The sequence below is a fragment of the Agrobacterium sp. CG160-95 genome (assembly GCF_053521725.1).
Map to the genome: position 1 here is coordinate 973,168 of NZ_JBNWDU010000001.1, position 24,865 is coordinate 998,032.

General features: G+C 58.1%; 26 protein-coding genes, 1 tRNA gene and 1 riboswitch. Of the genes, 9 read left to right on the plus strand and 18 right to left on the minus strand.

The features are described 5' to 3' along the window. Positions 1–12 precede the first annotated feature (12 nt). From ACQZ63_RS04840 to ACQZ63_RS04850, 3 genes are all read right to left on the minus strand, one after another. Positions 13–654 carry a YitT family protein gene (locus tag ACQZ63_RS04840; protein ID WP_003514952.1) on the minus strand — a complete coding sequence of 214 codons (642 nt, stop codon included), beginning with the start codon at positions 652–654 and terminating at the stop codon, positions 13–15. Positions 655–727: 73 nt separating this feature from the next. Further along, entirely contained in the window at positions 728–1,339 is a 612-nt protein-coding gene (locus tag ACQZ63_RS04845; RefSeq protein WP_003514951.1) for a YitT family protein, read from the minus strand. 134 nt (positions 1,340–1,473) lie between these two features. Next, positions 1,474–2,415, minus strand: coding sequence for a class I SAM-dependent DNA methyltransferase (locus ACQZ63_RS04850; RefSeq protein ID WP_162763589.1), 942 nt, complete (start codon positions 2,413–2,415; stop codon positions 1,474–1,476). Positions 2,416–2,583: 168 nt separating this feature from the next. Between ACQZ63_RS04850 and ACQZ63_RS04855 the strand changes: the two genes are divergently transcribed. After that, a complete protein-coding gene (locus ACQZ63_RS04855; protein ID WP_003514949.1) occupies positions 2,584–2,850 on the plus strand; it encodes a DUF6460 domain-containing protein in 267 nt (88 codons plus the stop codon). Between the two features lies 1 nt (position 2,851). Then, positions 2,852–3,349: a CAP domain-containing protein gene (locus ACQZ63_RS04860; protein ID WP_113555523.1), complete on the plus strand. Its 498-nt coding sequence runs from the start codon at positions 2,852–2,854 to the stop codon at positions 3,347–3,349. 124 nt (positions 3,350–3,473) lie between these two features. On the opposite strand, the gene ACQZ63_RS04865 is transcribed toward ACQZ63_RS04860, so the two are convergent. Both ACQZ63_RS04865 and ACQZ63_RS04870 read right to left on the minus strand, forming a co-directional pair. After that, positions 3,474–4,565 carry a quinone-dependent dihydroorotate dehydrogenase gene (locus ACQZ63_RS04865; RefSeq protein WP_113555524.1) on the minus strand — a complete coding sequence of 364 codons (1,092 nt, stop codon included), beginning with the start codon at positions 4,563–4,565 and terminating at the stop codon, positions 3,474–3,476. Then, positions 4,565–4,918 carry a DUF952 domain-containing protein gene (locus ACQZ63_RS04870; RefSeq protein ID WP_003514946.1) on the minus strand — a complete coding sequence of 118 codons (354 nt, stop codon included), beginning with the start codon at positions 4,916–4,918 and terminating at the stop codon, positions 4,565–4,567. Before ACQZ63_RS04870 ends, ACQZ63_RS04865 begins: the two co-directional genes overlap by 1 nt. A gap of 244 nt (positions 4,919–5,162) precedes the next feature. On the opposite strand from ACQZ63_RS04870, the gene ACQZ63_RS04875 reads away from it, so the two are divergent. Further along, positions 5,163–5,813: a response regulator gene (locus ACQZ63_RS04875; RefSeq protein ID WP_003514945.1), complete on the plus strand. Its 651-nt coding sequence runs from the start codon at positions 5,163–5,165 to the stop codon at positions 5,811–5,813. A 111-nt stretch (positions 5,814–5,924) separates the two neighbouring features. Continuing rightward, the gene (locus ACQZ63_RS04880) at positions 5,925–6,575 is read left to right on the plus strand and encodes a S24 family peptidase (RefSeq protein ID WP_003514944.1); all 651 of its coding nucleotides are present in this window, start codon (positions 5,925–5,927) and stop codon (positions 6,573–6,575) included. Positions 6,576–6,649: 74 nt separating this feature from the next. Here the strand turns inward: ACQZ63_RS04880 and ACQZ63_RS04885 are convergent, their stop codons facing one another. Both ACQZ63_RS04885 and uppY read right to left on the minus strand, forming a co-directional pair. Continuing rightward, the gene (locus ACQZ63_RS04885) at positions 6,650–7,402 is read right to left on the minus strand and encodes a polysaccharide deacetylase family protein (RefSeq protein WP_113555525.1); all 753 of its coding nucleotides are present in this window, start codon (positions 7,400–7,402) and stop codon (positions 6,650–6,652) included. Positions 7,403–7,429: 27 nt separating this feature from the next. After that, positions 7,430–8,725: a Wzy-type polysaccharide biosynthesis protein UppY gene (gene uppY / locus ACQZ63_RS04890; protein ID WP_025592405.1), complete on the minus strand. Its 1,296-nt coding sequence runs from the start codon at positions 8,723–8,725 to the stop codon at positions 7,430–7,432. A 350-nt stretch (positions 8,726–9,075) separates the two neighbouring features. Between uppY and uppX the strand changes: the two genes are divergently transcribed. Continuing rightward, positions 9,076–10,302 (plus strand): Wzx-type polysaccharide biosynthesis protein UppX, encoded by a 1,227-nt coding sequence (gene uppX / locus ACQZ63_RS04895; protein WP_448799110.1) that lies wholly within the window; start codon positions 9,076–9,078, stop codon positions 10,300–10,302. 40 nt (positions 10,303–10,342) lie between these two features. Here the strand turns inward: uppX and ACQZ63_RS04900 are convergent, their stop codons facing one another. Continuing rightward, the gene (locus ACQZ63_RS04900) at positions 10,343–11,104 is read right to left on the minus strand and encodes a transporter substrate-binding domain-containing protein (protein ID WP_113555526.1); all 762 of its coding nucleotides are present in this window, start codon (positions 11,102–11,104) and stop codon (positions 10,343–10,345) included. Between the two features lie 170 nt (positions 11,105–11,274). Here ACQZ63_RS04900 and ACQZ63_RS04905 point away from each other — a divergent pair, with 170 nt between their 5' ends. Beyond that, on the plus strand, positions 11,275–13,212 hold the full coding sequence (locus ACQZ63_RS04905; protein WP_448799095.1) for a glycosyltransferase family 2 protein: 1,938 nt from the start codon (positions 11,275–11,277) through the stop codon (positions 13,210–13,212). 135 nt (positions 13,213–13,347) lie between these two features. On the opposite strand, the gene ACQZ63_RS04910 is transcribed toward ACQZ63_RS04905, so the two are convergent. The 4 genes from ACQZ63_RS04910 to ACQZ63_RS04925 all read right to left on the minus strand — a co-directional run bounded on the left by ACQZ63_RS04910 (position 13,348) and on the right by ACQZ63_RS04925 (position 15,800). After that, on the minus strand, positions 13,348–13,641 hold the full coding sequence (locus ACQZ63_RS04910) for a hypothetical protein (protein WP_019564341.1): 294 nt from the start codon (positions 13,639–13,641) through the stop codon (positions 13,348–13,350). A gap of 90 nt (positions 13,642–13,731) precedes the next feature. Further along, the gene (gene aqpZ / locus ACQZ63_RS04915) at positions 13,732–14,418 is read right to left on the minus strand and encodes an aquaporin Z (RefSeq protein WP_065703780.1); all 687 of its coding nucleotides are present in this window, start codon (positions 14,416–14,418) and stop codon (positions 13,732–13,734) included. A gap of 154 nt (positions 14,419–14,572) precedes the next feature. After that, positions 14,573–14,646 (minus strand) — tRNA-Gly (locus tag ACQZ63_RS04920). A gap of 56 nt (positions 14,647–14,702) precedes the next feature. Then, the gene (locus ACQZ63_RS04925) at positions 14,703–15,800 is read right to left on the minus strand and encodes a 2'-deoxycytidine 5'-triphosphate deaminase (protein ID WP_111804437.1); all 1,098 of its coding nucleotides are present in this window, start codon (positions 15,798–15,800) and stop codon (positions 14,703–14,705) included. Between the two features lie 73 nt (positions 15,801–15,873). Further along, positions 15,874–15,952: riboswitch (SAM riboswitch) on the plus strand. 42 nt (positions 15,953–15,994) lie between these two features. Between ACQZ63_RS04925 and ACQZ63_RS04930 the strand changes: the two genes are divergently transcribed. Then, on the plus strand, positions 15,995–17,179 hold the full coding sequence (locus tag ACQZ63_RS04930) for an O-succinylhomoserine sulfhydrylase (protein ID WP_003514934.1): 1,185 nt from the start codon (positions 15,995–15,997) through the stop codon (positions 17,177–17,179). A 236-nt stretch (positions 17,180–17,415) separates the two neighbouring features. Next, positions 17,416–17,808 carry a Co2+/Mg2+ efflux protein ApaG gene (gene apaG / locus ACQZ63_RS04935; protein WP_003514932.1) on the plus strand — a complete coding sequence of 131 codons (393 nt, stop codon included), beginning with the start codon at positions 17,416–17,418 and terminating at the stop codon, positions 17,806–17,808. 38 nt (positions 17,809–17,846) lie between these two features. Here the strand turns inward: apaG and ACQZ63_RS04940 are convergent, their stop codons facing one another. The 3 genes from ACQZ63_RS04940 to ACQZ63_RS04950 form a co-directional block, all read right to left on the minus strand. Next, the gene (locus tag ACQZ63_RS04940; protein ID WP_003514930.1) at positions 17,847–18,836 is read right to left on the minus strand and encodes an Hsp33 family molecular chaperone; all 990 of its coding nucleotides are present in this window, start codon (positions 18,834–18,836) and stop codon (positions 17,847–17,849) included. A 223-nt stretch (positions 18,837–19,059) separates the two neighbouring features. Then, positions 19,060–19,977, minus strand: a complete 918-nt coding sequence (gene argF, locus ACQZ63_RS04945; protein ID WP_003514928.1) for an ornithine carbamoyltransferase — start codon at positions 19,975–19,977, stop codon at positions 19,060–19,062. A gap of 54 nt (positions 19,978–20,031) precedes the next feature. Next, positions 20,032–21,234 (minus strand): aspartate aminotransferase family protein, encoded by a 1,203-nt coding sequence (locus tag ACQZ63_RS04950; RefSeq protein WP_112154782.1) that lies wholly within the window; start codon positions 21,232–21,234, stop codon positions 20,032–20,034. Positions 21,235–21,664: 430 nt separating this feature from the next. Here ACQZ63_RS04950 and ACQZ63_RS04955 point away from each other — a divergent pair, with 430 nt between their 5' ends. Beyond that, positions 21,665–22,198, plus strand: coding sequence for a GcrA family cell cycle regulator (locus ACQZ63_RS04955; RefSeq protein WP_003514924.1), 534 nt, complete (start codon positions 21,665–21,667; stop codon positions 22,196–22,198). A gap of 299 nt (positions 22,199–22,497) precedes the next feature. Here the strand turns inward: ACQZ63_RS04955 and phoB are convergent, their stop codons facing one another. The 3 genes from phoB to pstB all read right to left on the minus strand — a co-directional run bounded on the left by phoB (position 22,498) and on the right by pstB (position 24,852). Next, positions 22,498–23,181 (minus strand): phosphate regulon transcriptional regulator PhoB, encoded by a 684-nt coding sequence (phoB, locus tag ACQZ63_RS04960; protein ID WP_003493692.1) that lies wholly within the window; start codon positions 23,179–23,181, stop codon positions 22,498–22,500. 31 nt (positions 23,182–23,212) lie between these two features. Beyond that, entirely contained in the window at positions 23,213–23,938 is a 726-nt protein-coding gene (phoU, locus tag ACQZ63_RS04965) for a phosphate signaling complex protein PhoU (protein ID WP_003514921.1), read from the minus strand. A 98-nt stretch (positions 23,939–24,036) separates the two neighbouring features. Continuing rightward, positions 24,037–24,852, minus strand: a complete 816-nt coding sequence (gene pstB, locus ACQZ63_RS04970; protein ID WP_003514913.1) for a phosphate ABC transporter ATP-binding protein PstB — start codon at positions 24,850–24,852, stop codon at positions 24,037–24,039. Between the last annotated feature and the right edge of the window lie 13 nt (positions 24,853–24,865).

Below are 24,865 nucleotides of genomic sequence, written 5' to 3' on the forward strand. Positions count from 1 at the left end.
ACCGGACGACCGTTACATGGCGATGTAGCGGTCGTTTCTATGATTGATGGCGAGCGCGAGATTCATGACCAGCGCGCCGAGGATGGAGCAGAGGATGACGAAGGGTGTCGCCACGAAGAATGAGCACGCCAGCACCATGCCATCGAAGGCGAGCTGGACGAGACCGGCGCGCCAGCCAAAACGGTCCTGGAGATAAAGCGCCAATATGCCGAAGCCGCCGAGGCTGGTGCGATGGCGGAACAGTGCCAGCATGCCTGCCGCGACCGTCAACCCGCCGAAAAGGGCGGCCGCGACGGGATTGATGCTTTCGAACGCGAAGAAGCCCGGCATATATTCCGAAAGCAGCGCCGTCATGGCAATGGCGCAAAAGGTCTTGACCGTGAAGGCAAGGCCGAGACGGCGGAAGGCGAGATAATAAAACGGCAGATTGACGAGGAAGAACACCGCGCCGAAGCTGAAGCCGATCGAATAGTGCACCAGAAAGGCAATACCCACCACACCCCCGGTGAGGAGGCCCGCAGCGGAAAGCAGCGTCACGCCGAGCGAGACCAGCATGCTGCCCGCCAGAACGCCCTGGGCATCTTCCAGCAGCGAATGGCGATCGGGCGCGGAAGCCCAGATATTCACGCGCTTTCGCGTAGTCGTATCGCCCATGCCTGTTCCCCTGATTTTCCCGCCTTGATCGAGCTATTGCGCCCAAGCGCGAGAGATTTCAAGCGTACTTTATTCAGCGCACAACGATGTATCTGTCCGAGCGGTGGTTGATGGCGAGAAACATGTTGAGGACGAAAGCGCCGACAATCGAATAGACGACGGTGGCCGGATCGATGACGAGGAAGGCGCAGAGCATCACGAATGCATCGAAGGCAAGCTGGATCAGGCCGGCGCGGATGCCGAAGCGGTCCTGAATATAGATGGCCAGAATGCCGATGCCGCCGAGGCTGGCGCGATGGCGATAAAGCGCCAGCAACCCGTAACCGAGGAGCAGGCCACCGAGCAGCGCCGCCCAGAGCGGGTTGATGCTGTCAATGACCATCCAGCGCGCTTCCACTTCCGTCAGCACCGAAACAAGACCGATGGCAATGAAGGTCTTGATGGAAAAGGCAAGACCGAGGCGGCGGAACGAGAGGTAATAGAAGGGCAGATTGACGAGGAAGAACAGGAGGCCGAAGCTGATGCCGAAGGCATAGTGAATGAGGAAGGCGACGCCGGCGGTGCCACCGGTCAAAAGGCCGACCTTGTTCAGCAGATAAAAACCGAGCGCCGATACGATAGCTCCGGTAACGATGCCCTGCACGTCTTCCACCGGCGCATGTTTGGCCGGATCCGAACTCCACATGCTGTAAACGCTTCTCGTTCTGCTCACGCTTTTTCCCTCAGGTTTCCGCGCATTTTGCACTGCAACAAACACGCGATCAAGATGGATACGTAAGGACGACTGACCTATCGTGAAAAAGGCAAGAAACGAAATGTTCAGGCTTTGGCGCGGGCAAGAAAAAGAATGCCGGAAAGGGGTTTTCCGGCATCCTTGCGAATGGTGGTTTTGCGGATTTCGATAAGAGAATAGCCCGCCCGCTCAAGAAGGCCGCTCACATAGCTTTTCGAATGTGCGTAACGCAGCGATTCTCGCAGCACGAAACCATCTTCATCCCCTGCGTCCTCCACCGAAAATGCGAAGAAGCCGGAGGGCGCAAGCAGGGCCGAAACGAGGGGCATGACGGTTTCGAGACTGCCGAGATACATCATCACGTCGGCGGCGGCGACGAGGTCCGCGCGGTGGTGCGGCATTGCCGGCGCGAACAGTCCCGAGGCGTCAGCTTCCAGCGATAGATCGGCCTGGCCGAGACGGTCGTAAAGTCCCTTTTCCTCCGCCTTGGCGAGCATGTTCTGGGAAATGTCGAAACCTTCCAGCCGCTTCGCCAGGGAGTGGATTTCAACGCCGAGAAGGCCGGTGCCGCAGCCAATATCGACAATGGTGTCGAAGACGCCGCCTCCCGCCGCCTTGCCGATCAGTTCCGCCAGCTTCTGCGGTACGCTGTAATCCAGTTTCTCGACGAGCGACGTTTCGAAACGGTCGGCATAATCGTCGAACAGCCCTTCTACATAACGGCTCGGCGGCTGCTCCGGTGTGTCCGCGGCGCCGAGAACCGCGAGTTTCAGTTCGGCTGCAAACAGCCCTTCCGTATCCAGTTCGGCGACTTTTTCGTAAGCCGCCACGGCTTTGTCCGTTTCCCCCGCCTTTTCATGATATTCCCCGAAGCGAAACCAGCCCGCCGTCCACCGTGGCGCAAGTTCAAGCGCCTGCTCCATGAGTTCGGCGGCGGCGGGATAATCACCGCTCTCCGCCAACATGCGGGCATAGTCCGCCCGGCGGTCGGCAATGACGTCACCGGAAGAAAACTGGTTTGGGGCCATTCAAGATTTCCTGAGAAGATGTCGGCTGTCATTTATCAAGCCATAAAAAAACTCAAGTCCTATTTCATGGCGCACTCATGGAATTGCGAATATGACGCGATATAGTGCACCGAAACTTGCATCGAAGCAGCGTGCTTCATATGTCAGGACAAAACAGGAGACTTGCTGATGGCCGGTGAGGTCAACAAAATGCTGGGTGATACGGTGGCCCGCACCGTAGTGAAGCTGCTGGTGGTTTCATTGCTCGTCGGCTTTCTGATGGCGATCTTCGGATTGACGCCATGGAATATCATCTATGGCGCACGCGACTTCGTGGTCGATCTGTGGCGCAGCGGTTTCCACGCGCTTGGCGCAATCGGCGACTATCTGATCCTTGGCGCGACGATCGTCATACCCATTTTCATCATCCTGCGCCTCCTGAGCTATCGCCGCTGACATGACCGACACATCTTTCCAGACGCTTACGCGGCGCGGCTTCGTGCTGATTTCCGCCGGTTCCGTTCTTTCCGCCTGTGTTTCCGTGCCTACAAACAAGGGCATGCCGTCAGGCACCCGCGATGAGACCGCGGCAGCGCTTCCAATGGTCAACGAGTTGCGCCGCTCGAAAGGGCTTTCGGCACTCTCCTTCAGTAGTGCGGCAAGTGGTGCGGCCGCTTATCAGGCCGGACGCATGGTCAAGGCGCAGAAGATGGCGCATCTGATCGGCCTGACCGACAGTTTCCTCATCCGCATGAAGGACGGCAATGTGCCGCTACCAGCAGCGGAAAACGTGGCGGCCGGGCAGGACAGCGTGGAGCGTGTCGTCAAGGCCTGGATCGGCTCGAAACATCATCTCGAAAACATGCTCGGACCATATAATGGCCTTGGCGTCGCGGTTGCCTATGATGCCGCAAGCCGCAACCGGCCCTATTGGGCGATGGTGCTCTGCGCGTGAGATAACGGGGAGCGCCCCCTCCACCCTCATTCCTGTCCCTGTCACAGGGATGAGGCAGGAGAGCACACCACCACGATAAGCACTTATCTTAACCGACGCAGCGTCTCGACCGTTCAGGTCATCGTCATCCAAGCTTGCGGTCGGCCCAGCGGTCGACCGTGCTGTCGCGTAGGTCACGAATGGACTGCACACCTTCGCGAGAGACCAGCTTCGACAGGCCTTTGACGATGGACGACGGCAGGCCGGGGCCTTCATAGACCATGCAGGAATAGAGCTGAACCAGATCGGCCCCTGCCCTTATCTTTTCCAATGCCGTTTCCGGCGAAGAAACGCCACCCACGCCGATGATGGGCAGATTGCTGCCGACGCGCCGGCGCATCTTGGCGAGAACAGTGGTCGACAGCTCGAATAGCGGCTTGCCGGACAATCCACCCGCCTCACCCTTATGCGGACCGGGCCGCAGGCCTTCACGCGAGAGCGTGGTGTTGGAGACGATCAGGCCATCGAGATCATGGGCCAGCGCCTCTTCCGCCACGTCATCCAGCCCTTCCTCGGTCAGATCGGGCGCGATCTTCAGGAAGATCGGAATGCGTTTGCCAAAGCGTTCGGCTTCTGCCCTGCGGCGCTCCAGCACGGCGCCAAGAAGTGCCGCGAGGCTTTCGCGCGCCTGCAAGTCACGCAGACCCGGCGTATTGGGCGAAGAGATGTTGACGGTGAAATAGGATGCGACCGAATAAAAGGCCTCGATGCCCTGCACATAATCGGCGATGCGGTCTTCACTGTCCTTGTTGGCACCGATATTGACGCCGACGATGCCGCGTAGCTGCGCCTGCTTCAGGCGCTCCAGCGCCGCGGCATGGCCTTCATTGTTGAAACCGAGGCGGTTGATGACGCCTTCATCCTCAACCAGACGGAAGATGCGCGGTTTGGGATTGCCGGATTGCCCACGCGGCGTGACGGTGCCGATTTCAGTAAAGCCGAAACCGAGCCTCAGAAGTGGTCCCGGGACTTCCGCATTCTTGTCGTAACCCGCCGCCATGCCGAGCGGATTGGGGAAAACGAGGCCTGCAACGGTCTGCTGCAGCCGCGGATCGTGCGGCACCATGCAGGTGGGCAGAAAGCCGCTTTTCAGCGCCGCCACGGACAGGCCATGTGCCTTTTCCGGATCGACAAGAAACAGGCCCTTGCGGCCGATTGAGGAAAATAATCCGCTCATCACAAAATCTCCGGAAACTGGTGCTGGCCATCATGGCCAAGTGAAAGCGGCGTTTCCCAAAGCACGGCGGTCAAGGGAAGAGACGCATAGAGATGGGGGAAAAGATCGCCGCCTCTCGAGGGTTCATAAACCAGCTTGTCGCCAAGTGCTGCACCATCAACAGCGATCAGAAGCAGGTCGGTCTGGCCGGAAAAATGCCGGGCGGCAGTCTCGGCCGCCTGCTTTGCCGTTGAAAAATGAATGAACCCATCCGTCAGATCGATGGCGGCGCCTTCAAAGACGCCTTGTGCCCTGGCTGCATTCCACAACGTCTCCGGCACGATTTTGTAAATGATCGCGGGCGTTTCGTGCATGGGGCTCTCCGAAGGCTTTCCAAGGCTTTTCAGTCTGGGCGGTTTGCCGCAAAGCGGGTCGATTGTCCACAGTTTCCACGGCATTTTTATTGCCGCGACGGCTGTTCCCAAGCTTTTTCTTGTAATACGCAACCGATTAGAGCAACCTTTCAGCAGAGGAGCCGGAAGCAGTCTAGACTGCCGGCAAACGGGAGTGCGCCATACCTTTCAAAGAACCGCATAACGCCCTTGGGAGGGGGCCAGAATGTCGGAACTTGTCATTATCATCGCAGACGACCACCCGCTTTTTCGCGGTGCCCTCAAACAGGCCGTATCCGGTCTCGACGGGCAGCAGACAATCATGGAAGCCGGGGATTTCGAGGCTGCCAGAAGTGCCGCGACGGCATGCAACGACGCCGATCTGATGCTTCTGGACCTCGCCATGCCGGGTGTCAGCGGATTTTCAGGCCTGATGGCGCTGCGGGCGGAATTTTCCAGCCTGCCCATCGTCATCGTTTCGGCAACGGACGACGCGACCACTGTTCGCCGGTCCATCGAACTCGGCGCTTCCGGTTTTATTTCCAAATCCTCGGGCATCGACGATATCAGGGATGGCATTCGCGCGGTTCTTGAAGGCGATGTGTGGATACCGGCAAGCTGTCAGGGCGAAAAGGAGCATGATCCTGACGTGGCTGATCTCATCGGCCGGCTCAGAACGCTGACGCCGCAACAGAGCCGGGTTCTGGGCATGCTGGCGGAAGGCCTGCTGAACAAGCAGATCGCCTATGCGCTGAATGTTTCGGAAGCCACCATCAAGGCGCATGTCTCCGCTATTCTGTTGAAGCTCAAGGTCGATAGCCGTACACAGGCGGTGATACAGCTCAGCAAGATAAACACATCGGCCATGGTGGCATAATCGAGGATTTTATTCCTTTCTTTTCTTTACTCCTGACGGGATATGGTCTAGATTCCGCGGAGTAAACGACAGGAGCTTTTCCGCCACGGGCTCCACCTGCGGGCTTTCATCATGCTTTCACACGAGACGATCTGGAGCGCCATCGATACGCTTGCCAAGCGTCACCAGCTGACGCCCTCGGCATTGGCGAAGCGTGCCGGTCTCGATCCTACCTCGTTCAACAAATCGAAGCGTTTCGGCCCGGATGGCCGCAAACGCTGGCCTTCGACGGAATCGGTATCCAAGGTGCTGGAGGCGACGGGGGCAAGCGTCGACCAGTTTTTTGGTTATGCTTTCGGCAGGACGCAGACAATGCAGCCTTCCGGTGCGGACAATGCCATCCCCCTGCTCGGTTTTGCGCAGGCGGGCTCCGGCGGCTTTTTCGACGATGGCGGTTTTCCGGCCGGCCAAGGCTGGGATGTGGTGGAGTTCCCCTCTTCTCCCGAACGCAAGCAGGGCGTCTACGCGCTGGAAGTACAGGGCGAAAGCATGATGCCGCTTTACCGCGACGGCGATATCCTGATCGTGGAGCCGGGCGCGCAGGTGCGGCGCGGCGACCGCGTGGTGCTGAAAAGCCGAGACGGCGAAGTGATGGCCAAGGTGCTGGCGCGGCAAAGCCCCAAGAATATCGAGCTTCTTTCGCTCAATCCCGAACATCCGAACCGCAGTTTCGACATGGCCGATGTGGAATGGATCGCCCGCATCATCTGGGCCAGCCAATAGACACCCGCCATTGCGAAGACAGGCGTCCTACTTGCCCGGGCCCAACTCAGAGAGCAGGCGTCGATACTATCCCTTTACAGACCGAGTGACGTTGCCGCGGCATCAACCGTCATGATCTTCGCACCGCCGGAGGCTGCCCTGCGGACAAGGCTCTGAAGTTTGTCTTCCGGGCAACCGTAAAAGCTCGGTGTCTGCGAAACATCGTGGGTGAAAATGATGAGCCAGCCGCCATTTTGCAAAACATCCTCGAGCCAACGATCGGCGGCATCGAGATAGTTTTGGTCCGCGCGCAACTCCACCCCGGCAAGATTGTACGGATCGATGCTGCCCCGGTTGATGCCAGGCATGATGCCGCGAGCGGTCTTGAACCTTCGTCGTAACAGGGGCTGCATGACGGGCGAGGCCATGCCGAAAGGAACGGAGAAATTCCGCCTGCCTCGGTTTTTGGCGAACGATCCCAGCACGGTTTCGTTGTGATCAAGATCCTCTTCAAGCCCGCGCCGTGAAAAGCTCGAGAGTTTGCGATGGGAAAAAGTATGGCAGGCAAGCTCGTGGCCGGCCGCTGCAAGTTCCGAACAGCCTTCGGTTGAAATCATGTCCTGCTGTTCATAGTGCTTGTCGATAAAAGTACCTGCGAGATAAAATGTCCCGCGAACACCCTCGCTTTCCAGAATGCGCGCGCCCTTTGTCCAGGCGGTCGCCGGCACATCATCGAATGTGAAGGAGACGATTGGTTCGGACGTTTTGATCAGCGCCGCCGGTCCTGGAAAGTACTGCACCAGCCGGTTATTGATCCTGTCTGCAAATGTCCCGATTTTTTGTGTCATGCATAAGCCCCCCGGCCTGTCTGCAAATTACTGCCCCTGCTCAAGTATGTCGTACGCCTGATGCCTCAAACAATAGATTGCAATCAGTAGAGAAGACCAGATAGGCCCGGTTCCGGTAAAGAAATTACTCTCAAGACACGAAGAAAGCAGTGCATACACCCAAATTCGTGCAAAAAGCCGCGTTAATGCCGGATCGGTACCCTTGTTCACAGCTATACGAAAATCGTTTGCGGGTATGATGACGAGCCATATGACGATGAGAACAAAGGCCGGCAGGCCGCCATTCAGCAGGCTTTCTACAAAGCCGTTATGGGCATGGAAGGCGGTGACCGCCCAGGTGCCGGCAGTATCGGCCTGCGCCAGAAGCCGGTCACTCGTCCAGAATGCCTGAAAACCCTGCCCGAAGATCGGCGATTGCGCAAACGTGTCGAAGGACAGGCGCCATATATCCGTTCGGCCGGTAAAGGTGGAATCGATCCCCAGACTATCGACCACATGCCGTATGCTCGGAAAATAGGTGGAGCCGACCGCGAGGATGTTGAGGAAAGCCAGAAGACCTCCGATCATCAGCAATGTCCGACCGGCATGTCTTTCCATGACCCAGACCAGCGCGACAGTGACGGGCAACAGCATCGCTGCGGTTTTCCCGTTGGTTTTCCAGAGGAAGAACCCTGCCAGAAGCGTGATGACAATGCCCCCAACCGTCGACCAGCTATTGCGCAGATAAAGCCCGATCATGACGAGAATGATCATGGCCGGAGCGGCGGCATTCTTGTGATTGAAGATACCGCGCCAATCGCCCGCGAGCGCCGTTTCATCGAGATCGTAGGGCTGGTGGATCGAGCGCGAGCGCAAGAAGATCACCCCGAAGTAGCAGAGCGCCAGCAGGATCACGGCGAAGATGGCCATCATCCGGTCAAACTGCCGCCTGTCGCGCGGCATGACGACGAGGACGCTGGTGATGAAGCACAGAAGGCCCGTAAAGAGCAAACGTTGCAGCGAAGTGCCAGGCTGGGAGCCAAGCACCGAACAAATCACCAGCCAGGAAAACAACAGCAGAATTGGCAGACGCGGCCGCAACAAAAGCCCCGTCAGCCGATGACGCAGGGCAAAAACACCCAGCATCAGCGCAATCACCAGCCCGGTCAGCTGGTTTGCGGCGGCGTGCGGCACGGGTGCAGCCGCAAGATTTTCGAAAGGCGCAACGGAAATCCAGATATAAAGCATCGTGACGACGAAAAAAATCGCGTCGCGACGGCCGCCCGTAAGCGACATGCTGTTGCTTTGTACAGGAATGGACTGCGTATCAGTAAAAGGCGGCATCGTCGGCCACATCGAAAAAGGATAATCGGATCATTGGCCTGCCTTGTGACGAACAACGAAACCCTTTTTTAAACCGGGCCATGTCCAAATAACCATAACAGTCATTATCATCATTATTATACAATTGCTTTAACCCTCTCTTACCTCAAGAAGGCTAAGACTGGGCAACTGCCATTCATAGAGGTCAACGGCCTTCGAATTATTGCCCCCTTGCCGGGTTTTTCAGTTCATCAATTTTAAGAACACGGCAGTTATCTTGAATTCGCCCGGCGACGCCGGAAAGCACGGAGAATAAGGTGTCGTTGAATACGCCGCGGTTCAGCCATCTAGTCAGACTGGGATTGACCTATATGGCATCCGGCGGGGCGCTTTTGATGTCCAGCGCCGCCCAGCTTTTGACCTTCGCCCTGCTTGCCCGCCATCTCGGCGTGGAACAATTCGCGCTCTATGCCTCGATCACGGCCGTGACCAATCTCGGCGTACAGATTTGTGGTTTCGGTTCGCAGGAATCGCTGATCCGCCGCGTGGCGCAGGATCGCAGCATGTTTCCCGTGATGCTCGGCCACAGCTATCTCTTGAGCGCCGCTACCGGCATTGTGCTGACCATCATCGGCATGGTCACGATCCCGGTGTTTTTCCCGACGTCGGAAACATTGCTGCATACCCTCATCACCACTTTCGTGATCCTGGTGACGAACCTCATCCTTCTGAAAGTCATTTCGCTTTCGACCCAAAGCTTCATCGCCCATTCCGACTTCGCCTCCGCCAACAAGCTGGAAGTGATGTTCGCCGTTGCCCGCACAATTGCCGCCGTGGTCGCCTGTCTCATCTTCAAGGTGGAGACGGTGGAGGCCTGGGCCCTGTGGAACCTGGCTGCCCATACGATTGCGGCAGTGATTTCGCTGAAGGCGATCGGCAGGCTCGGTCGGCCGGTCTTCCGGATCGTTCGCGATGAAATCCGCATCGGCATCCTGTTTTCCACCCAGTTCCTGTTCAAGGCCGTGCGTGGCAATGCCGATATTCTCGTTCTCGGTGCCGTCGCCAGCGCCGAGGTTCTGGGCAGCTACTCCATTGCCCGGCGAATTCTCGACAGCTCCTACCTCTCCGTCGAGGCTCTGAACCGGCTGATCTATCCGGGGTCGGCCTCAGCCGCCCTGCAGGGTATCGGAAAGACCATAGAGCGCGCTTATAATGTGCTGAAGGCAGCGCTTGTCATCGCAGTCGGCAGCGCGCTGGTCATCTTCATCATCGCACCCTTCCTGCCGCTACTGTTCGGCGACGAATACGTCTCGCTGCCGATCATCACCCGTATCCTTTGCTGGGTCGTGCTGCCGATGGCCGTTGCGGCGACCGCGCTTGAGGCGCTTGGCGCATCCGGACGGCAGGATATCCGCGCCAAGATATGGAACAGCGGCAATCTCATCGGCTCCGTTATCGTCGCCTTCCTCACCTGGTCGTTCAGCATTTCCGGAACGATCGGCAGCTATTTCTTCGTGGAAGCCGCCATCGCCGCCGCCGTTTGGATCGCGCTTTTGCGATTGCGGCGCAACGAAGAAGCCTTTGCGACCGCCAAATAGAACGTCATCCGGGCGCAGATCCGAGTAAAACCGGATTTCTCTAGTAAAGCCCGTAGGGGAAATAGCGCCGGTAGATTTCTTCCAGCCGGCCATTGCGCGAAAGTGCGGCAAGCGCCTGATCAAAGGCCGGTACAAGCACATCGTCCGGATCAACTGCCATGATGGAAAGGCCTTCGCCAAGAAATCTGTCGGATAAATAAGGTCCGCCGAAAAGCGCACAGCAAGCACCGGACGCGCTTCCCGAAACCCAGAAAGGCAGGCGCAGCCCATCCGCAAAAACCGCGTCCACCTTGCCCGTCTTCAACGCCTCATACATGGGTTCGTAACCGTTAAAGCCTTCGGCCGAGGCTTTGGGAAAAAATGCCTTGAGCATCTGTTCGTGCCGCGAGCCCGTGACCACACCCACCTTCTTTCCCGACAGGGCATCTGCGCCGGAGCCAGTGAATTTCGCCGCCTTGTTGACGGCAACACGGGCGGGCAACAGCAGATAGGGTCGCGAGAAGGTGAAACTCTTGCGCAGATCGGCGGTGGTGGCAATGCCGGAAATCACCGCTTCGCCCTCTCCCATTTCCAGCGCTGCCTCCAGCTCGTCAAACGGCAGTGCCTGCACCTGGCATTTGCTCTCAACCTTCAGCTGGGCGCAGATTTCGCGCACCAGATCGACATGAAAACCGGCAAGCCGGCCTTCCTGATCGGTAAAATTGAAGGGTGGGAAATCGACCGACATCAAAAACCTGATCCGGGGCACGGAGGACAGATCGCCACCCGGAAACCGCTCCTGCGCATCAAACAGCACCGGCATGCGGTTTCTGTCCGAGAGACCTTCCGCGTGAAGTTCTCCCAAATTACCACCGAATTGTAAAGCGATAGCTAAAGTAAAACCAATAACTATATTTCGCGTTACATTCATCATTCTCATCTATACTGTCCGTAGCAAGAAGCAGGGCGTTACCATGGCGGCGGCGGCGATGCATGGATTATTTTAGACACTATACACGAGAATCGTTCCGCACGACGTCAGCGGGGCGAAAAATTGCGTTTTCGCTCATCGGCGACAATCCGCTTTGGACAGCGCCCGAACCGGACGAGCACGGACCAACACGCTTTCTCTCTTCGCTGGGGTTCGGCAAGCCTTACATCGCTGCATTCGAAGAGCAAGCTCTCAAAAACGGCTCAACCGTGGAAGACGAATTGCTGGCGAGCGGCCTAGTCGATGCGGATGCGTATTACGGTGCTTTTGCCAGATTGTTGCGATTGCCGTTTCGACCGGAAATCGATCCGGGTCGTGTGGCAGACATCAATTACCTGGACGCGCAACTAGCCGAACCACGGCTCCTGCGGTTGACACCGCTGAATGGTAAGCCAGTGCTGCTGATCGTGCCGGAACTGGCAAGAATGGAATTGCTGAAAGGTATCCTCGATCAGCGTCCGTATCTTCTCGAAGAACTTGCCGTGACCACGCCACAGGCCATGCGCAGCGCGATCTGGAAGGCGGGCGAAGCACGCCGCTGCCGAGACACGCGACATCAGCTTTTCAACGCGGCGCCACAGCATTCCGCAAGGATCACGCTGCATGGCGAGCAGGGTTTTGTCAGCGGCATTTTCGTTACCGTGCTCGTTCTGTCGCTACTGTTTTATACGCAGGCGGCCCTGGCCTATATTCACGTCACCCTCACGATGCTTTATCTCTCCACCTTGCTTTTCAGGTTGTTTGCACTCGTCCATACGCCAAAAGGAAACGATGCGAAAACCGTCATACCACTCCAGCAGGACGGGGAGCTGCCGGTCTACACTATTCTTATGCCGCTTTATCGCGAAGAGGCGGTCGTTGAGCAGCTCATTCATGCGCTGGAGCGGCTGGACTGGCCCAAATCCCGGCTCGATATCAAGCTCGTATGCGAGGCAGACGACGTAGCGACGATCGAGGCCATCCAGCGGATAAATCCCGGTCCGCATATCGAGATCGTCAAGGTGCCGCCATCCATGCCACGCACGAAGCCCAAGGCCCTGACCTATGCGCTTTCCGGCGCGCGTGGCACTTTCGTTGCCGTTTACGACGCCGAGGACCGGCCGCATCCGCTGCAATTGCGCGAAGCCTACGCCGCCTTCCGCGGCCAGCCGGACGAGGTGGCCTGTGTGCAGGCGCCGCTTATTATCAGCAATGCCAGCTCCTCCTGGCTCAGCGCCTGTTTCGCACTGGAATATTCCGGCCTTTTCCGCTGCATGTTGCCCGTTCTTGCAGCGTGCAAGCTGCCGCTGCCGCTTGGCGGCACCTCCAACCATTTTCGCACCGCCGTGTTACGCCGGGTGGGAGGATGGGACCCGTATAATGTGACGGAAGATGCCGATATGGGCCTCCGGCTGCACAGGCTGGGTTATCGCTGCGGTGTCATCCGGCGGCAGACACTGGAGGATGCTCCGACCTCCCTTTCCGTCTGGCTGAACCAGCGCGCGCGTTGGTACAAGGGCTGGCTGCAAAGCTGGCTGGTCATGACCCGCTCGCCCTTCACGACCGCGCGCCGCATGGGATGGATCGCCTATATCGTCTTTCAGCTGCTGATCGGCGGCATGCTTCTGTCGTCGCTGGCCCATCCCTTGCTGTTTGTTTCCTTCGCCTTCATGGCCATAGCAATCCGGGAAAACGGCGCGGATATGCTGCTTTCCTGGCAGGGCATTCTGTTTTTCATCGATACGCTGAATATTTTCGGAAGCTACGCGATCTTCGTACTGATGGGCAGAAACAGGATGATAGCTCATGAGAAACAACAGGTCGGACGGCGCTGGTTGGCGATACCGCTTTACTGGCTGATGCTGTCACTCGCCGCATGGCGCGCCGTGGTGGAATTGAAAACCAAGCCGTTCGTCTGGAACAAGACGCCGCATATGCCGGTCATCAGGAACAAGGCCTGACGACCAGATTTCATAAACGAATTCCGGTTCCGTCAGCGCCGCCACTGCGGATATGGCACAAACCAAAACGCCTTGCCGATCGAGGTTTCTCCATCGGCAAGCTTTATCGCTTCGCAAAAGATCGGCCGAGCAGCTCTACTTGGTAACGAGCTTGTTCTTGATAAGGCCCACAATGATCTGGACAATCAGGCCGCCGACGCCGCCGCCAACAAGCTGGCCGGCAAGAGCGCCTATATCCATGCCGCCGGCGGCAGCAGTTCCCGCCGTCCCGAGCAGCGATCCGAGCACGGTTCCTCCGCCGATGCCGCCAATAGCGCCGGCAATCAGGTTGCCGAGCGCACCGAGATCAGAATCCTTGAGTATTTTTCCGCCGGCCGAACCGCCAACCGCACCGCCGACAATTTGGGCCAATATCGAAGTAAGATCCATGTCATCCTCCTCACAGGTTTCCCCGACCATTCGGAGAAACAATGCTTCCCATTCATGTCTGTGCGGGCCGGAGAAAGCGGGCCTTGAGCCTTAGTCTTTCTCGCCGAAAAGTTTCCAGACCACGGCGCCGATTGCGCCTCCGAGGATCGGAGCGAGCCAGAACAGCCAGAGCTGTTGCAGCGCCCATCCACCAACAAACAATGCCTGTCCCGTCGAGCGGGCCGGATTGACGGATGTATTGGTGACCGGAATGGAGATCAGATGAATAAGTGTGAGAGCAAGGCCGATTGCGATCGGCGCAAAACCAATGGGAACCCTGCCATGCGTCGATCCCAGAATGACGATCAGGAAAAATGCCGTCAAAATGACTTCGATCAGCAGCGCCGACACGAGCGAATATCCACCCGGTGAATGTTCCCCGTAACCATTTGCGGCAAAACCGCCAATATCGGCACCGGCTTTGCCGGTAAGGATGACATAAAGCGCCCCCGCCGCGACAATCGCCCCTAAAACCTGCGCCACTATGTAAGGAACGAGGTTCGATGCCGGAAATTTGCCAGCAACGGACAGACCGACGGAAACGGCCGGATTAAAATGACCGCCCGAAATGCCGCCGACCGCATAGGCCATGGTCAAAACCGTGAGACCGAAAGCGAAAGCGACACCGAGAAAGCCAATGCCGAGTTCAGGAAAAGCAGCGGCAAAAACCGCACTGCCGCAACCTCCGAACACGAGCCAGAAAGTGCCAAGAAATTCCGAAAGAAGCTTGCGACTCATAACACTCCCCCAATAATGTTACGACCGCATCAACTATTACGTGCAATTTAATTGTAGTCAAGCTAAATCGCATAGTCGCACGTTTGCCGCAGCGATGGCGGTGACATGCGCGCTTTTGGCTGGCCAGGAAGTTGTTTGGATTGCCTTGAAAATATGGAGCGGGTGAAGGGAATCGAACCCTCGTATTCAGCTTGGGAAGCTGCTGCTCTACCATTGAGCTACACCCGCGCCGCGCACAAGACATCGGACAGTTCTTATCGGGTGTCAAGCACCCGACAGGATCATTACTCGGTGCGGAAATGCTTGGAGAGCTTCAGGCCCTGTGCCTGATAGTTGGAGCCAAGGCCGCTGCCGTAGAGGCCATCAGGTTTTTGCAACATGTGCTCGTAAACAAGCCGGCCGACGATCTGGCCGTGTTCGAGGATGAAGGGCACCTCGTGGCTGCGCACCTCGAGAACGGCGCGGCTGCCCGTGCCGCCCGCCTGCGCATGGCCGAAGCCTGGATCGAAGAAGCCCGCATAATGCACGCGGAACTCGCCCACCAAGGGATCAAAGGGCGTCATTTCGGCCGCATAAAGTGGCGGTACATGCACGGCTTCACGCGAAACGAGAATATAGAACTCATCCGGATCGAGGATCAGTTCGGCACGGCCGCGGGCGTATAGAGGTTCCCAGAAATCGAGAACATCGTGCTGAGCCTTCTTGTCGACATCTACCACCGCTGTGTGATGCTTGCCGCGATAGCCGATCAGCCCTTTTTCGCCAAACCCCTTTAGGTCGATGGAAAGCGCGATGCCGCCGCCGGTCACATTAGGGGTTTCGCTGGCGACCAGCATCTCCGTCTCGTGCAATTTCAGAAGCTCGGCTTCGTTGAGCAACGAGTGGCCGATGCGGAAACGGATTTGCGAGAGGCGCGAGCCACGGCGCACGACGACCGGGAAGGTGCGCGGGCTGATTTCCAGATAGAGCGGGCCGGCATAGCCCGCAGGTATCTTGTCGAATTCCTGCGCATTGTCGGTCATGACACGGGTGAAGATATCAAGACGCCCCGTCGAGCTTTTCGGATTGGCCGAAGCCGACATATCCGCCGGCAGCTCGAGGCTCTCCATCAAGGGCACGATGTAGACGCAACCGGTTTCCAGCACCGCCCCCTCGCTCAGATCGACCTCGTGCAGGCTGAAGCGGTTGAGCTTGTCGATGACTCGGGTTCCGGGGCCGGGCATGAAACTGGCGCGCACGCGATAGGCTTTGGAGCCCAGTCTCAGATCGAGGCTCGCGGGTTGCACCTGATCGACATCGAGATCAGCCTCGCTTTTCAGCTTGCCGCCCGCAAACAGCGCCCTGATCGCGCCATCCGCCAAAATGCCCGTGGTTCTGGTCATGATCATCATTCCTTTTTACGGCGACAAAACCAAAAGGAAAGCATTGACGCAAGCCGGTCACGGCAGTATGGCAAGCTTATCCCGTGGTGATTTGGCCGGTCGGCTTGCAGCCACGTTAAACAAGTGGCTAAAAAGACCGGGTGCTAGGAACCGGTCTGCTTTTGCGACCGGTTTTTTTGTTTTGAGGTGATCACATGAGCAATAAATGGCGCCCGGCAACCCAGCTCGTTCACGGTGGTACGCTACGCTCACCCTATGGTGAAACGTCGGAAGCGATCTATCTGACCCAGGGTTTCGTTTACGAAAACTCCGAAGCCGCCGAAGCGCGCTTCAAGGGCGAAACGGATGGCTTCATCTATGCCCGCTATGCAAGCCCGACCAATGACATGTTCGAAAAGCGCATGTGCCTGCTGGAAGGTGCGGAAGACGCCCGTGCGCTTGCCTCCGGCATGGCCGCCGTGACAGCCGCCATCATGTGCCAGCTGCGTGCCGGCGATCACATCGTTGCTGCCCGCGCGCTTTTTGGCTCCTGCCGTTGGGTGGTAGAAACGCTTGCACCCAAATACGGCATCGAGTGCACGCTGATCGACGGACGCGATCTCAACAATTGGGAAAAGGCGATCCAGCCGAACACCAAGCTGTTTTTCCTCGAAAGCCCGACCAACCCAACGCTCGAAGTGGTGGATATTGCCGGCGTGGCGAAGCTCGCCAACCAGATCGGCGCGAAAGTGGTTGTCGACAATGTTTTCGCCACACCGCTTTTCCAGAAGCCACTCGAACTCGGCGCCCATATCGTCGTTTATTCGGCGACGAAGCATATTGACGGTCAGGGCCGTTGCCTTGGCGGCGTGATCCTTTCCGACAAGAAGTGGATTGAGGAAGAGCTGCAGGACTATTTCCGCCACACCGGCCCAGCCATGTCGCCGTTCAATGCCTGGACGCTGCTGAAGGGCATCGAAACCCTGCCGCTGCGTGTCAAGCAACAGACGGCCAATGCCTCGAAGATCGCCGATTTCCTCGCCGACAGCGGCAAGGTTGCCAAAGTGATCTATCCTGGTCGCGCCGACCATCCGCAGGCAGACATCATCGCGCGGCAGATGTCGGGCGGCTCGACGCTCGTGGCTTTCGAACTGAAGGGCGGCAAGGAAGCGGCATTCGCACTGCAGAACGCGCTTGATATCGTGAAGATTTCCAACAATCTCGGCGATGCCAAGAGCCTCATTACCCACCCTGGCACCACGACGCACAAGAACCTGACCGACGAGGCGCGTGCCGAACTGGGTATTTCCGGCGGGACCTTGCGTCTTTCCTGCGGTATCGAAGATACGGACGATCTGCTGGAAGATCTGGCGAAGGGTCTTGCGGCCGTTTCAGTTTAAGGATTCAATCGACATACCGCCATGGCCCGACTTCGCCGTCGGGCCATGGCACGCATCCCGCCTGGGTGAGAGCCCGCGTCGGGCAACCAATATTTACCTTTACCGTTATCCCTAACGGTGAAAAAACGGCGCAACAGAAGATGCACGTGGTCGTCAAGTCATTCATTTTCTTGACGATAGCCAGAACCTGTAGTGTAGGATGATGGCAGCAGGGAAAATATCGAGGTGTGGCGCGTATGTATCGTGCTCTGACAAGGGATATCGAGGTAACGGTCGATCCGTATTATCTCGAGGAGCAGTCCGACCCGGATGACGATCGTTATGTCTGGGGCTATAAAGTCGTGATCTCGAACAATTCCGATGTTCCGATAACACTCGTCAACCGCTATTGGCACATCACCGACCAGAACGGACAGGTGGATGAGGTCTACGGGCCGGGTGTCGTCGGCGAAAAACCGCATCTGAACCCCGGCGACAGTTACGAATATTCATCCGGCTGCCCGCTGGATACGCCGTCAGGCCTTATGTTTGGCCACTATGAAATGGAAACGGACAAAGGCGAGGTGTTCAACGTCACCATCCCCGCCTTTTCACTGGATTCACCCGGCCTGTTGCGGGTGCTGAACTGACAAAAAAGCCGCGCCATTCACAAGCGCGGCTCTCCTCGTCAGACGTTTTCAAACTCGCTGACATCGTAACGATAGGTCGTGGAGCAGAACTCGCACGTCACGGCAATCGCACCGTCTTCCTCACTCGCCTTGATCTCCTCAGCGGTGAAACCGGACAGCACACCCTTGATCTTGTCCCGTGAACAGCTGCAACGGTCGAAAATGACCTGCGGATCGTAGATGCGAACGCCGCTCTCGTGGAAAAGCCTGTAAAGCAGACGCTCCACTGGCACCTGCGGATCGGTCAGCTCGTCGGTATCCACCGTATTCAGCAGCGACACTGCCTCTGTCCAGGCATCGTCCTCCGCCACTTCATAATCGCCCTCGTCGCCGTCACCGCCATGGAGATCGCGCATGCGCAAACGCTCGGGCGCCTGCGGCAGGAACTGGGCAATCACGCCGCCTGCACGCCAGCTATGGCGCGGCTTGCCTTCGCCGTCACGGTCGAAGAACTGGGCAACGCCGAGGCGCACGCGGGTGGGAAGCTGTTCCGACTGACGGAAATAAACCCCGGCGATTTCTTCCAGCGAAGAACCGTCCAGCGGCACGATGCCCTGATAAGGCTGCATGCCGACGCCCTGATCGATGGTGAAGGCCAGAATGCCGGTTCCGAGCAGTTGTTCGGGCGAGGTTTGCCCCGCAGCGACAGCTTCCGCCAGCCGCTCCTCATCGAAACGAGCATAAGCGCGCATGCTCTCGGGCGCGGTGAAATCCGCCACCAGAAGGTCAACCGGGCCGTCGCCCTTGGTCTGCACAGTCAGCTTGCCGGAAAATTTCAGGGATGTGCCGATCAGCGCCGTCAGAACCGTTGCTTCCGCCAGCAGGCGGGCGACAATCTCGGGATATTCGTGACGTTCGAGGATGGCATTCAACAGCGGCCCGACCTGTACGGCGCGACCGCGCACGTCCAGACCTTCGACCTGAAAGGGCACAACCTTGTCGTCGCCAGCTAAATCGAGATTGTCCAGTTCAACCGTTACATCTGCCATGTCATAACTCCTTGGCGCAGCCGTTGCGCCGCTACCGTCCAAAAGTCCGGCTTTTAAAATGTACTTTTTCAGCTTGTCGCACAGAGATCCGGGAAGCGAAACCGCCTCCGGGGAAAATCGTGCAAATCGTGAGGTGGCCCGCCAGCGAAAAGCCGACGAGCGTCTTCGAAGCCCCACAGATGGGAATGTGCATCGCCGAGTTCAAGCACCCGGCCGATAGCGGTCAGATGACGCCCATGCACCATGCAATAATGGACTTCTGAGCATGGAGCCGGTTTTCCGCCTCGTCGAAGACCACCGATTGCGGCCCGTCGATCACTGCATCCGTTACTTCCTCGCCGCGATGCGCCGGCAGGCAGTGCATGAACAGCGCTTCCTTGTTGGCCTTCGCCATCAGCGCTTCATTGACCTGATAAGGCTGGAAGATATTGTGGCCGCGCGCCTTGTGTTCCTGGTTCATGGACACCCAGGTATCGGTGACGACGCAATCAGCGCCCGCCACTGCTTTATCGGCATCGTGGTACAGCGAGATTTCGCCACCATTGTTGCGTGCCCAGTTCAGGAACTTGTCGTGCGGTTCCGAACCCATCGGTACTGCCATCGCCATGCGGTAACCGAAACGGGCGGAGCCTTCCACGAACGAATGCAGCACATTATTGCCGTCACCCGTCCAGGCAATGGTCTTGCCCTTGACCGGGCCGCGATGTTCCTCGAACGTCAATATATCCGCCATAATCTGGCAGGGATGCGTGTCGTCCGTCAGGCCATTGATAACAGGCACGGTGGCGTGTTCGGCAAGCTCGAGCAGACGCGAGTGATCCGTGGTGCGGATCATGATGGCATCGACATAGCGCGACAGCACCTTGGCCGTATCGCCAATCGTTTCCGCGCGGCCCAGCTGCATTTCCGTGCCCGACAGGAACAGGGTCTCACCGCCGAGCTGGCGCATGCCGACATCGAAGGAGACGCGGGTGCGTGTGGACGGTTTTTCGAAAATCATTGCCAGCATCTTGCCAGCAAGCGGCTTTTCCGCCGTGCCGGTTTTGGTGGCAATCTTGCGCGTGCGCGCATCATCAAGAATTGTCCGCAGATCCTCCGACCCGACGGCCGAGAGGTCCAGAAAATGTTTTGGTGAACCCATTCTAATCTGTCCCATGCTTGCGAGCCCCTGAAGAGAGGCCCGCTCTTGATTTTTTCAGGCGCTTTTTGCCTGTTTCGCAACCGTCAGGGAGGCGGCAGCCGCGTCGATACGTGCAAGACCCTCACGGGCCTCTTCCGCCGTGGTGACGAGCGGCGGCAGAAGACGGATGACATTGTCGCCCGCAGGCACGCCAAGCAGATGCTCTGCGCGCATGGCCTGCAGCAATTCGCCCGAAGGAATCTTCGCCTTGATGCCCAGAAGCAGGCCTTCGCCGCGAATTTCCTCGATCACGTCAGGATAACGGTCCTTGAGCGAGGCCAGACCCTGCCGGAAGACCAGCGCGACGTCACGGACCTTCTCGAGAAAACCTTCGGAGAGAACGACGTCAAGCACGGCATTGCCGACTGCCATGGCCAGCGGGTTGCCGCCGTAAGTGGTGCCATGTACGCCCGCCGTCATGCCGGAAGCGGCATCTGCCGTGGCAAGGCATGCGCCGAGCGGGAAACCGCCACCGATACCCTTGGCGACCGCCATGATATCGGGCGCAACACCGGTATGTTCATAAGCAAACAGCTTGCCTGTGCGGCCGACACCCGTCTGGACCTCATCGAAAATCAGCAGCAGGCCGTGCTCGTTGCACAATCCGCGCAGGATTTGCAGGAATTCCTTGCTGGGCGAGCGAATGCCGCCCTCGCCCTGGATGGGCTCGATCAGAAGTGCTGCAGTCTCAGCCGTGATGACGGCCTTGAGGGCATCGACATCACCGAACGGAACCTGATCGAAACCTTCGACCTTGGGACCGAAACCTTCGAGGTATTTCTGCTGGCCACCCGCGGCGATCGTCGCCAGTGTACGGCCATGGAAAGCGCCTTCGAAGGACACGATGCGGAACTTCTCCGGATGGCCCTTGGTATAGTGATAACGGCGGGCGGTCTTAATGGCGCATTCCAGGGCTTCCGCGCCTGAATTTGTGAAGAATACCTTGTCCGCGAAAGTCGCTTCCGTCAGGCGCCTGGCGAGTTTTTCCTGTCCCGGTACTTCATAAAGGTTCGAGACGTGCCAGACCTTCTCGGCCTGCGTCTTGATCGCATCAACGAGGTGAGGATGGGCGTGGCCCAGCGAGTTGACAGCAACACCGGCCGCAAAATCCAGATATCGCTCGCCGCTTTCCGTGAACAGCCATACACCCTCACCGCGCTCGAAGCGCAGGGGGGCTCTTGAAAACGTATCAAACAATGGCGCGCCGGCTTCGGCCATGGCTGTATCACTCCTTGCGCAGATGCGCTGTCAAACTGTTGTCAATAGGCTTGCGGGGTTATCCCTCGCCTGAAAATCAAAATGCCGCCTTGCGGCGGCAGGGGCACTATTGTCACTTCGTTTGCCGATGTCAACAAAAGTCAGCGTTTCCCGGGCTTCTCAAGCACTAGTATGCGGCGGCGGGCCAGCCCCAAGGTGTTGCCTTTCAGACTCAATACGCCAGCAAGTTGGGGAAAACCGGAAAATCGATTCCAGATGATTCCCGCGACTCTTGCCACGGAGTCGGGCTGGCACTAGGTTAATCGCTAATTACTAGACTGCATTGCGGCGGAACTAGTCACCGAAAATCAGGCGGAAACCACGCTTGCGGCATGCGCGCGAGACGGAGAGGGATTCTGCCGAAAATACACGCGACAAGCGGAGAAGCGGCATGAACTGGACAGACGAACGAGTCGAAAAGCTCAAGAAATTGTGGTCCGAGGGCCTTAGCGCCAGCCAGATTGCAGCGCAGCTGGGCGGCGTCAGCCGTAATGCCGTGATCGGCAAGGTCCATCGTCTCAATCTGCCGGGACGCGTCAAGGCTGGCGGTCCAGTGACTTCGGCACGCTCCGCGCCGAAGCGCACAGCTGCCCCTGCCCCGCGCGCGACGACTTTCGCAGGTCGCGTCAACGCGGCACCGGCGCGTATCCTCACCCGTTCGAACGCTGCAACGGCGCTGCACGAGGAGATCGATATCGAGACCGCGCAGGTGCTCGATTACGTTCCTTCCAAGAACGTTGTCACGCCGATTTCCCGTCGCCTGACGCTGACGGAACTGACCGAGCGCACCTGCAAATGGCCGGTTGGCGATCCGCTGAAGGACGACTTCCATTTCTGCGGTTGTGAAGCGCTGGAATCTTCGCCCTATTGCAAGTTCCATGCGAAACTCGCCTACCAGCCGGTGAGCGAGCGCCGCAAGGCTTGAGTGTTGCGGCACGCATTCAGCACTCAAAAATTACGGGCCTTCGGGCCCGTTTTTTTATGACAAAAATAAAGCCGCTTTCTGGGCGGCTTGATGGCAGGCCTCACCCTTTCCCCTTACTATCGGGCGTGACCCTTCAATCCGGATTTCAACGCGCCGCCGATCTCCTCCGGTCAAAACGGACAATGGCATCGAGTTTGGCGGATATTCATATTGAAAAAGCCCGAAATCGTTTCAGATTTCGGGCTTCCTGATTTTTTGGTGCACTACTTCGCCAGCGAAACTATCTGGTTCCGCATCGCTCAGGCTTCCATCGAATATCCCGCACCACGCACCGTGCGGATGACATCCTGCATGTGCGAGAAATTCAGGGCCTTGCGCAGACGTCCGACATGCACATCGACAGTACGCTCGTCGACATAGATATCATGACCCCAGACGCCATCCAGCAATTGCGAGCGGGAAAACACCCGACCCGGCGACGTCATCAGGAATTCCAGCAAGCGGAATTCCGTCGGGCCGAGACGCACTTCGCGGCTTTTGCGGTGAACGCGATGGGTCTCGCGGTCCAGTTCGATATCGCCGCATTTGAGCACCGACGACAGAACCTCCGGACGGGCCCGGCGCAACATGGCCTTGACCCGGGCCATGAGTTCCGGCGTCGAGAACGGCTTGACGACATAATCGTCAGCGCCGGTAGCGAGACCGCGAACCCGTTCGCTCTCTTCGCCACGCGCCGTCAGCATGATGATGGGCAGGCGTTCTGTTTCCGGCCGCATTCTCAAGCGCCGGCACAGTTCGATACCGGAGACACCGGGCAACATCCAGTCCAGGATAAGAAGATCCGGAATGCGCTCCTGCAGCCTGATTTCCGCCTCATCGCCACGGGGTATCGTGTCGACGTCGTATCCCTCAGCCTCGAGATTGTAACGAAGCAGGACGCTCAACGCTTCCTCGTCTTCCACAACTGCAATCTTGGGCACCATATGCTGAACTCCGCAAGCTTCTGCTTGTCTGTTACTCGGTCACCGAACCAAGCGTGTTGGAACTGTCGTCCTTCGGACGCTCGCCCTCCGGCTGGCTGCCGGTGGTCATGTAATAGATCGTCTCTGCGATATTCGTCGCATGATCGCCGATACGCTCGATGTTCTTGGCGCAGAACAGAAGATGCGTGCAGGTGGTGATGTTGCGCGGGTCTTCCATCATGTAGGTCAGAAGCTCCCGGAAGAGCGACGTGTACATGGCATCGATTTCCTCGTCGCGTTCACGGATCGCATTGGCCTTTTCGGCGGAACGCGTGGAATAGACGTCGAGGACTTCCTTGAGCTGCACCAGCGCCAGGTCGGACAGATGCTCGATGCCGCGGGCGAGCTTGCGCGGAACACCGGTGCCGGCGACAGCGATAACGCGCTTGGCCGTGTTCTTGCCAAGATCGCCGACGCGTTCGAGATCGGCGGCGATACGCAGGGTGCCGATGATCTCGCGAAGGTCTGCCGCCATCGGCTGACGCTTGGCGATGGTTACGATCGCCTTGTCGCCAATTTCGCGCTCAGCGTGGTCGAGAATGGTATCGTCCGAAATGACTTTCTGCGCAAGCGCAGCATCGGAATTGACGAGTGCGCGCACGGCGTCACCGCACATCTGCTCGGCAAGACCGCCCATTTCGGCGATGCGGCGCGTCAGAAACTTCAGTTCGTCGTCATAGGCAGACAGGATATGCGAATGGGTCGTTGTCTGTGTCATGGTCTATTCCTCCGGCTTGGCCTGCATGCGCGTGCCCAACAGCGGGGCACGGCAGAGGCACCAGTCTTGTACGGTTACGATAAAGCACCGGCCGGGGATCAGCCGAAGCGGCCCATGATGTAGTCCTGCGTGCGCTGGTCGTCCGGATTAGTGAACATCTTGTCGGTTTCGTTTTCTTCGACAAGATGACCAAGATGGAACATGGCCGTACGCTGGGAAACGCGCGCCGCCTGCTGCATGGAGTGCGTGACGATGACGATGGTGTAGTTGGTGCGCAGTTCGTGGATCAGTTCCTCGACCTTCGCAGTCGCGATCGGATCCAGCGCCGAGCACGGCTCGTCCATCAGGATCACTTCCGGGCTGACGGCAACCGCGCGTGCGATGCACAGACGCTGCTGCTGGCCACCGGACAGGCCCGTGCCGGATTCCAGCAAACGATCCTTCACCTCGTTCCAAAGACCCGCTTTCTGCAAGCTATGCTCGACGATCTGGTCCATATCCGCCTTGTTGCGGGCGAGACCGTGGATACGCGGGCCGTAGGCGATGTTCTCATAAATCGTCTTCGGGAACGGGTTCGGCTTCTGGAACACCATGCCGACGCGGGCACGCAGTTCCACGACGTCGATCTGCTGATCGTAGATATCGTCGGTATCGAGCGTGATCTTGCCGGTGACCCGGCAACCGTCGATCGTGTCGTTCATGCGGTTCAAGGTGCGCAGGAAAGTGGATTTACCGCAACCGGACGGGCCGATAAGTGCAGTCACCGTGTTTTCGCGGACATTGAGGTTCACGTCGTAAAGCGCGCGCTTTTCGCCGTAATAAACCGAAACATCCTTGCCGATCATCTTGTATGAGACTTCATTCATTTTCTTGTCCAGCGCCTTTTCAACTGCTGCTTCCGACAACATGTTCATTGCTCTAGCTCCC

Excerpts from the sequence above, each read along its gene's own strand:
- ACQZ63_RS04840 (WP_003514952.1), bottom strand. The coding sequence starts at position 654 with ATGGGCGATACGACTACGCGAAAGCGCGTGAATATCTGGGCTTCCGCG.
- ACQZ63_RS04845 (WP_003514951.1), bottom strand. The coding sequence starts at position 1,339 with ATGTGGAGTTCGGATCCGGCCAAACATGCGCCGGTGGAAGACGTGCAG.
- ACQZ63_RS04850 (WP_162763589.1), bottom strand. The coding sequence starts at position 2,415 with ATGGCCCCAAACCAGTTTTCTTCCGGTGACGTCATTGCCGACCGCCGG.
- ACQZ63_RS04855 (WP_003514949.1), top strand. The coding sequence starts at position 2,584 with ATGGCCGGTGAGGTCAACAAAATGCTGGGTGATACGGTGGCCCGCACC.
- ACQZ63_RS04860 (WP_113555523.1), top strand. The coding sequence starts at position 2,852 with ATGACCGACACATCTTTCCAGACGCTTACGCGGCGCGGCTTCGTGCTG.
- ACQZ63_RS04865 (WP_113555524.1), bottom strand. The coding sequence starts at position 4,565 with ATGAGCGGATTATTTTCCTCAATCGGCCGCAAGGGCCTGTTTCTTGTC.
- ACQZ63_RS04870 (WP_003514946.1), bottom strand. The coding sequence starts at position 4,918 with ATGCACGAAACGCCCGCGATCATTTACAAAATCGTGCCGGAGACGTTG.
- ACQZ63_RS04875 (WP_003514945.1), top strand. The coding sequence starts at position 5,163 with ATGTCGGAACTTGTCATTATCATCGCAGACGACCACCCGCTTTTTCGC.
- ACQZ63_RS04880 (WP_003514944.1), top strand. The coding sequence starts at position 5,925 with ATGCTTTCACACGAGACGATCTGGAGCGCCATCGATACGCTTGCCAAG.
- ACQZ63_RS04885 (WP_113555525.1), bottom strand. The coding sequence starts at position 7,402 with ATGACACAAAAAATCGGGACATTTGCAGACAGGATCAATAACCGGCTG.
- uppY (WP_025592405.1), bottom strand. The coding sequence starts at position 8,725 with ATGCCGCCTTTTACTGATACGCAGTCCATTCCTGTACAAAGCAACAGC.
- uppX (WP_448799110.1), top strand. The coding sequence starts at position 9,076 with ATGGCATCCGGCGGGGCGCTTTTGATGTCCAGCGCCGCCCAGCTTTTG.
- ACQZ63_RS04900 (WP_113555526.1), bottom strand. The coding sequence starts at position 11,104 with ATGCCGGTGCTGTTTGATGCGCAGGAGCGGTTTCCGGGTGGCGATCTG.
- ACQZ63_RS04905 (WP_448799095.1), top strand. The coding sequence starts at position 11,275 with ATGGATTATTTTAGACACTATACACGAGAATCGTTCCGCACGACGTCA.
- ACQZ63_RS04910 (WP_019564341.1), bottom strand. The coding sequence starts at position 13,641 with ATGGATCTTACTTCGATATTGGCCCAAATTGTCGGCGGTGCGGTTGGC.
- aqpZ (WP_065703780.1), bottom strand. The coding sequence starts at position 14,418 with ATGAGTCGCAAGCTTCTTTCGGAATTTCTTGGCACTTTCTGGCTCGTG.
- ACQZ63_RS04925 (WP_111804437.1), bottom strand. The coding sequence starts at position 15,800 with ATGACCAGAACCACGGGCATTTTGGCGGATGGCGCGATCAGGGCGCTG.
- ACQZ63_RS04930 (WP_003514934.1), top strand. The coding sequence starts at position 15,995 with ATGAGCAATAAATGGCGCCCGGCAACCCAGCTCGTTCACGGTGGTACG.
- apaG (WP_003514932.1), top strand. The coding sequence starts at position 17,416 with ATGTATCGTGCTCTGACAAGGGATATCGAGGTAACGGTCGATCCGTAT.
- ACQZ63_RS04940 (WP_003514930.1), bottom strand. The coding sequence starts at position 18,836 with ATGGCAGATGTAACGGTTGAACTGGACAATCTCGATTTAGCTGGCGAC.
- argF (WP_003514928.1), bottom strand. The coding sequence starts at position 19,977 with ATGGGTTCACCAAAACATTTTCTGGACCTCTCGGCCGTCGGGTCGGAG.
- ACQZ63_RS04950 (WP_112154782.1), bottom strand. The coding sequence starts at position 21,234 with ATGGCCGAAGCCGGCGCGCCATTGTTTGATACGTTTTCAAGAGCCCCC.
- ACQZ63_RS04955 (WP_003514924.1), top strand. The coding sequence starts at position 21,665 with ATGAACTGGACAGACGAACGAGTCGAAAAGCTCAAGAAATTGTGGTCC.
- phoB (WP_003493692.1), bottom strand. The coding sequence starts at position 23,181 with ATGGTGCCCAAGATTGCAGTTGTGGAAGACGAGGAAGCGTTGAGCGTC.
- phoU (WP_003514921.1), bottom strand. The coding sequence starts at position 23,938 with ATGACACAGACAACGACCCATTCGCATATCCTGTCTGCCTATGACGAC.
- pstB (WP_003514913.1), bottom strand. The coding sequence starts at position 24,852 with ATGAACATGTTGTCGGAAGCAGCAGTTGAAAAGGCGCTGGACAAGAAA.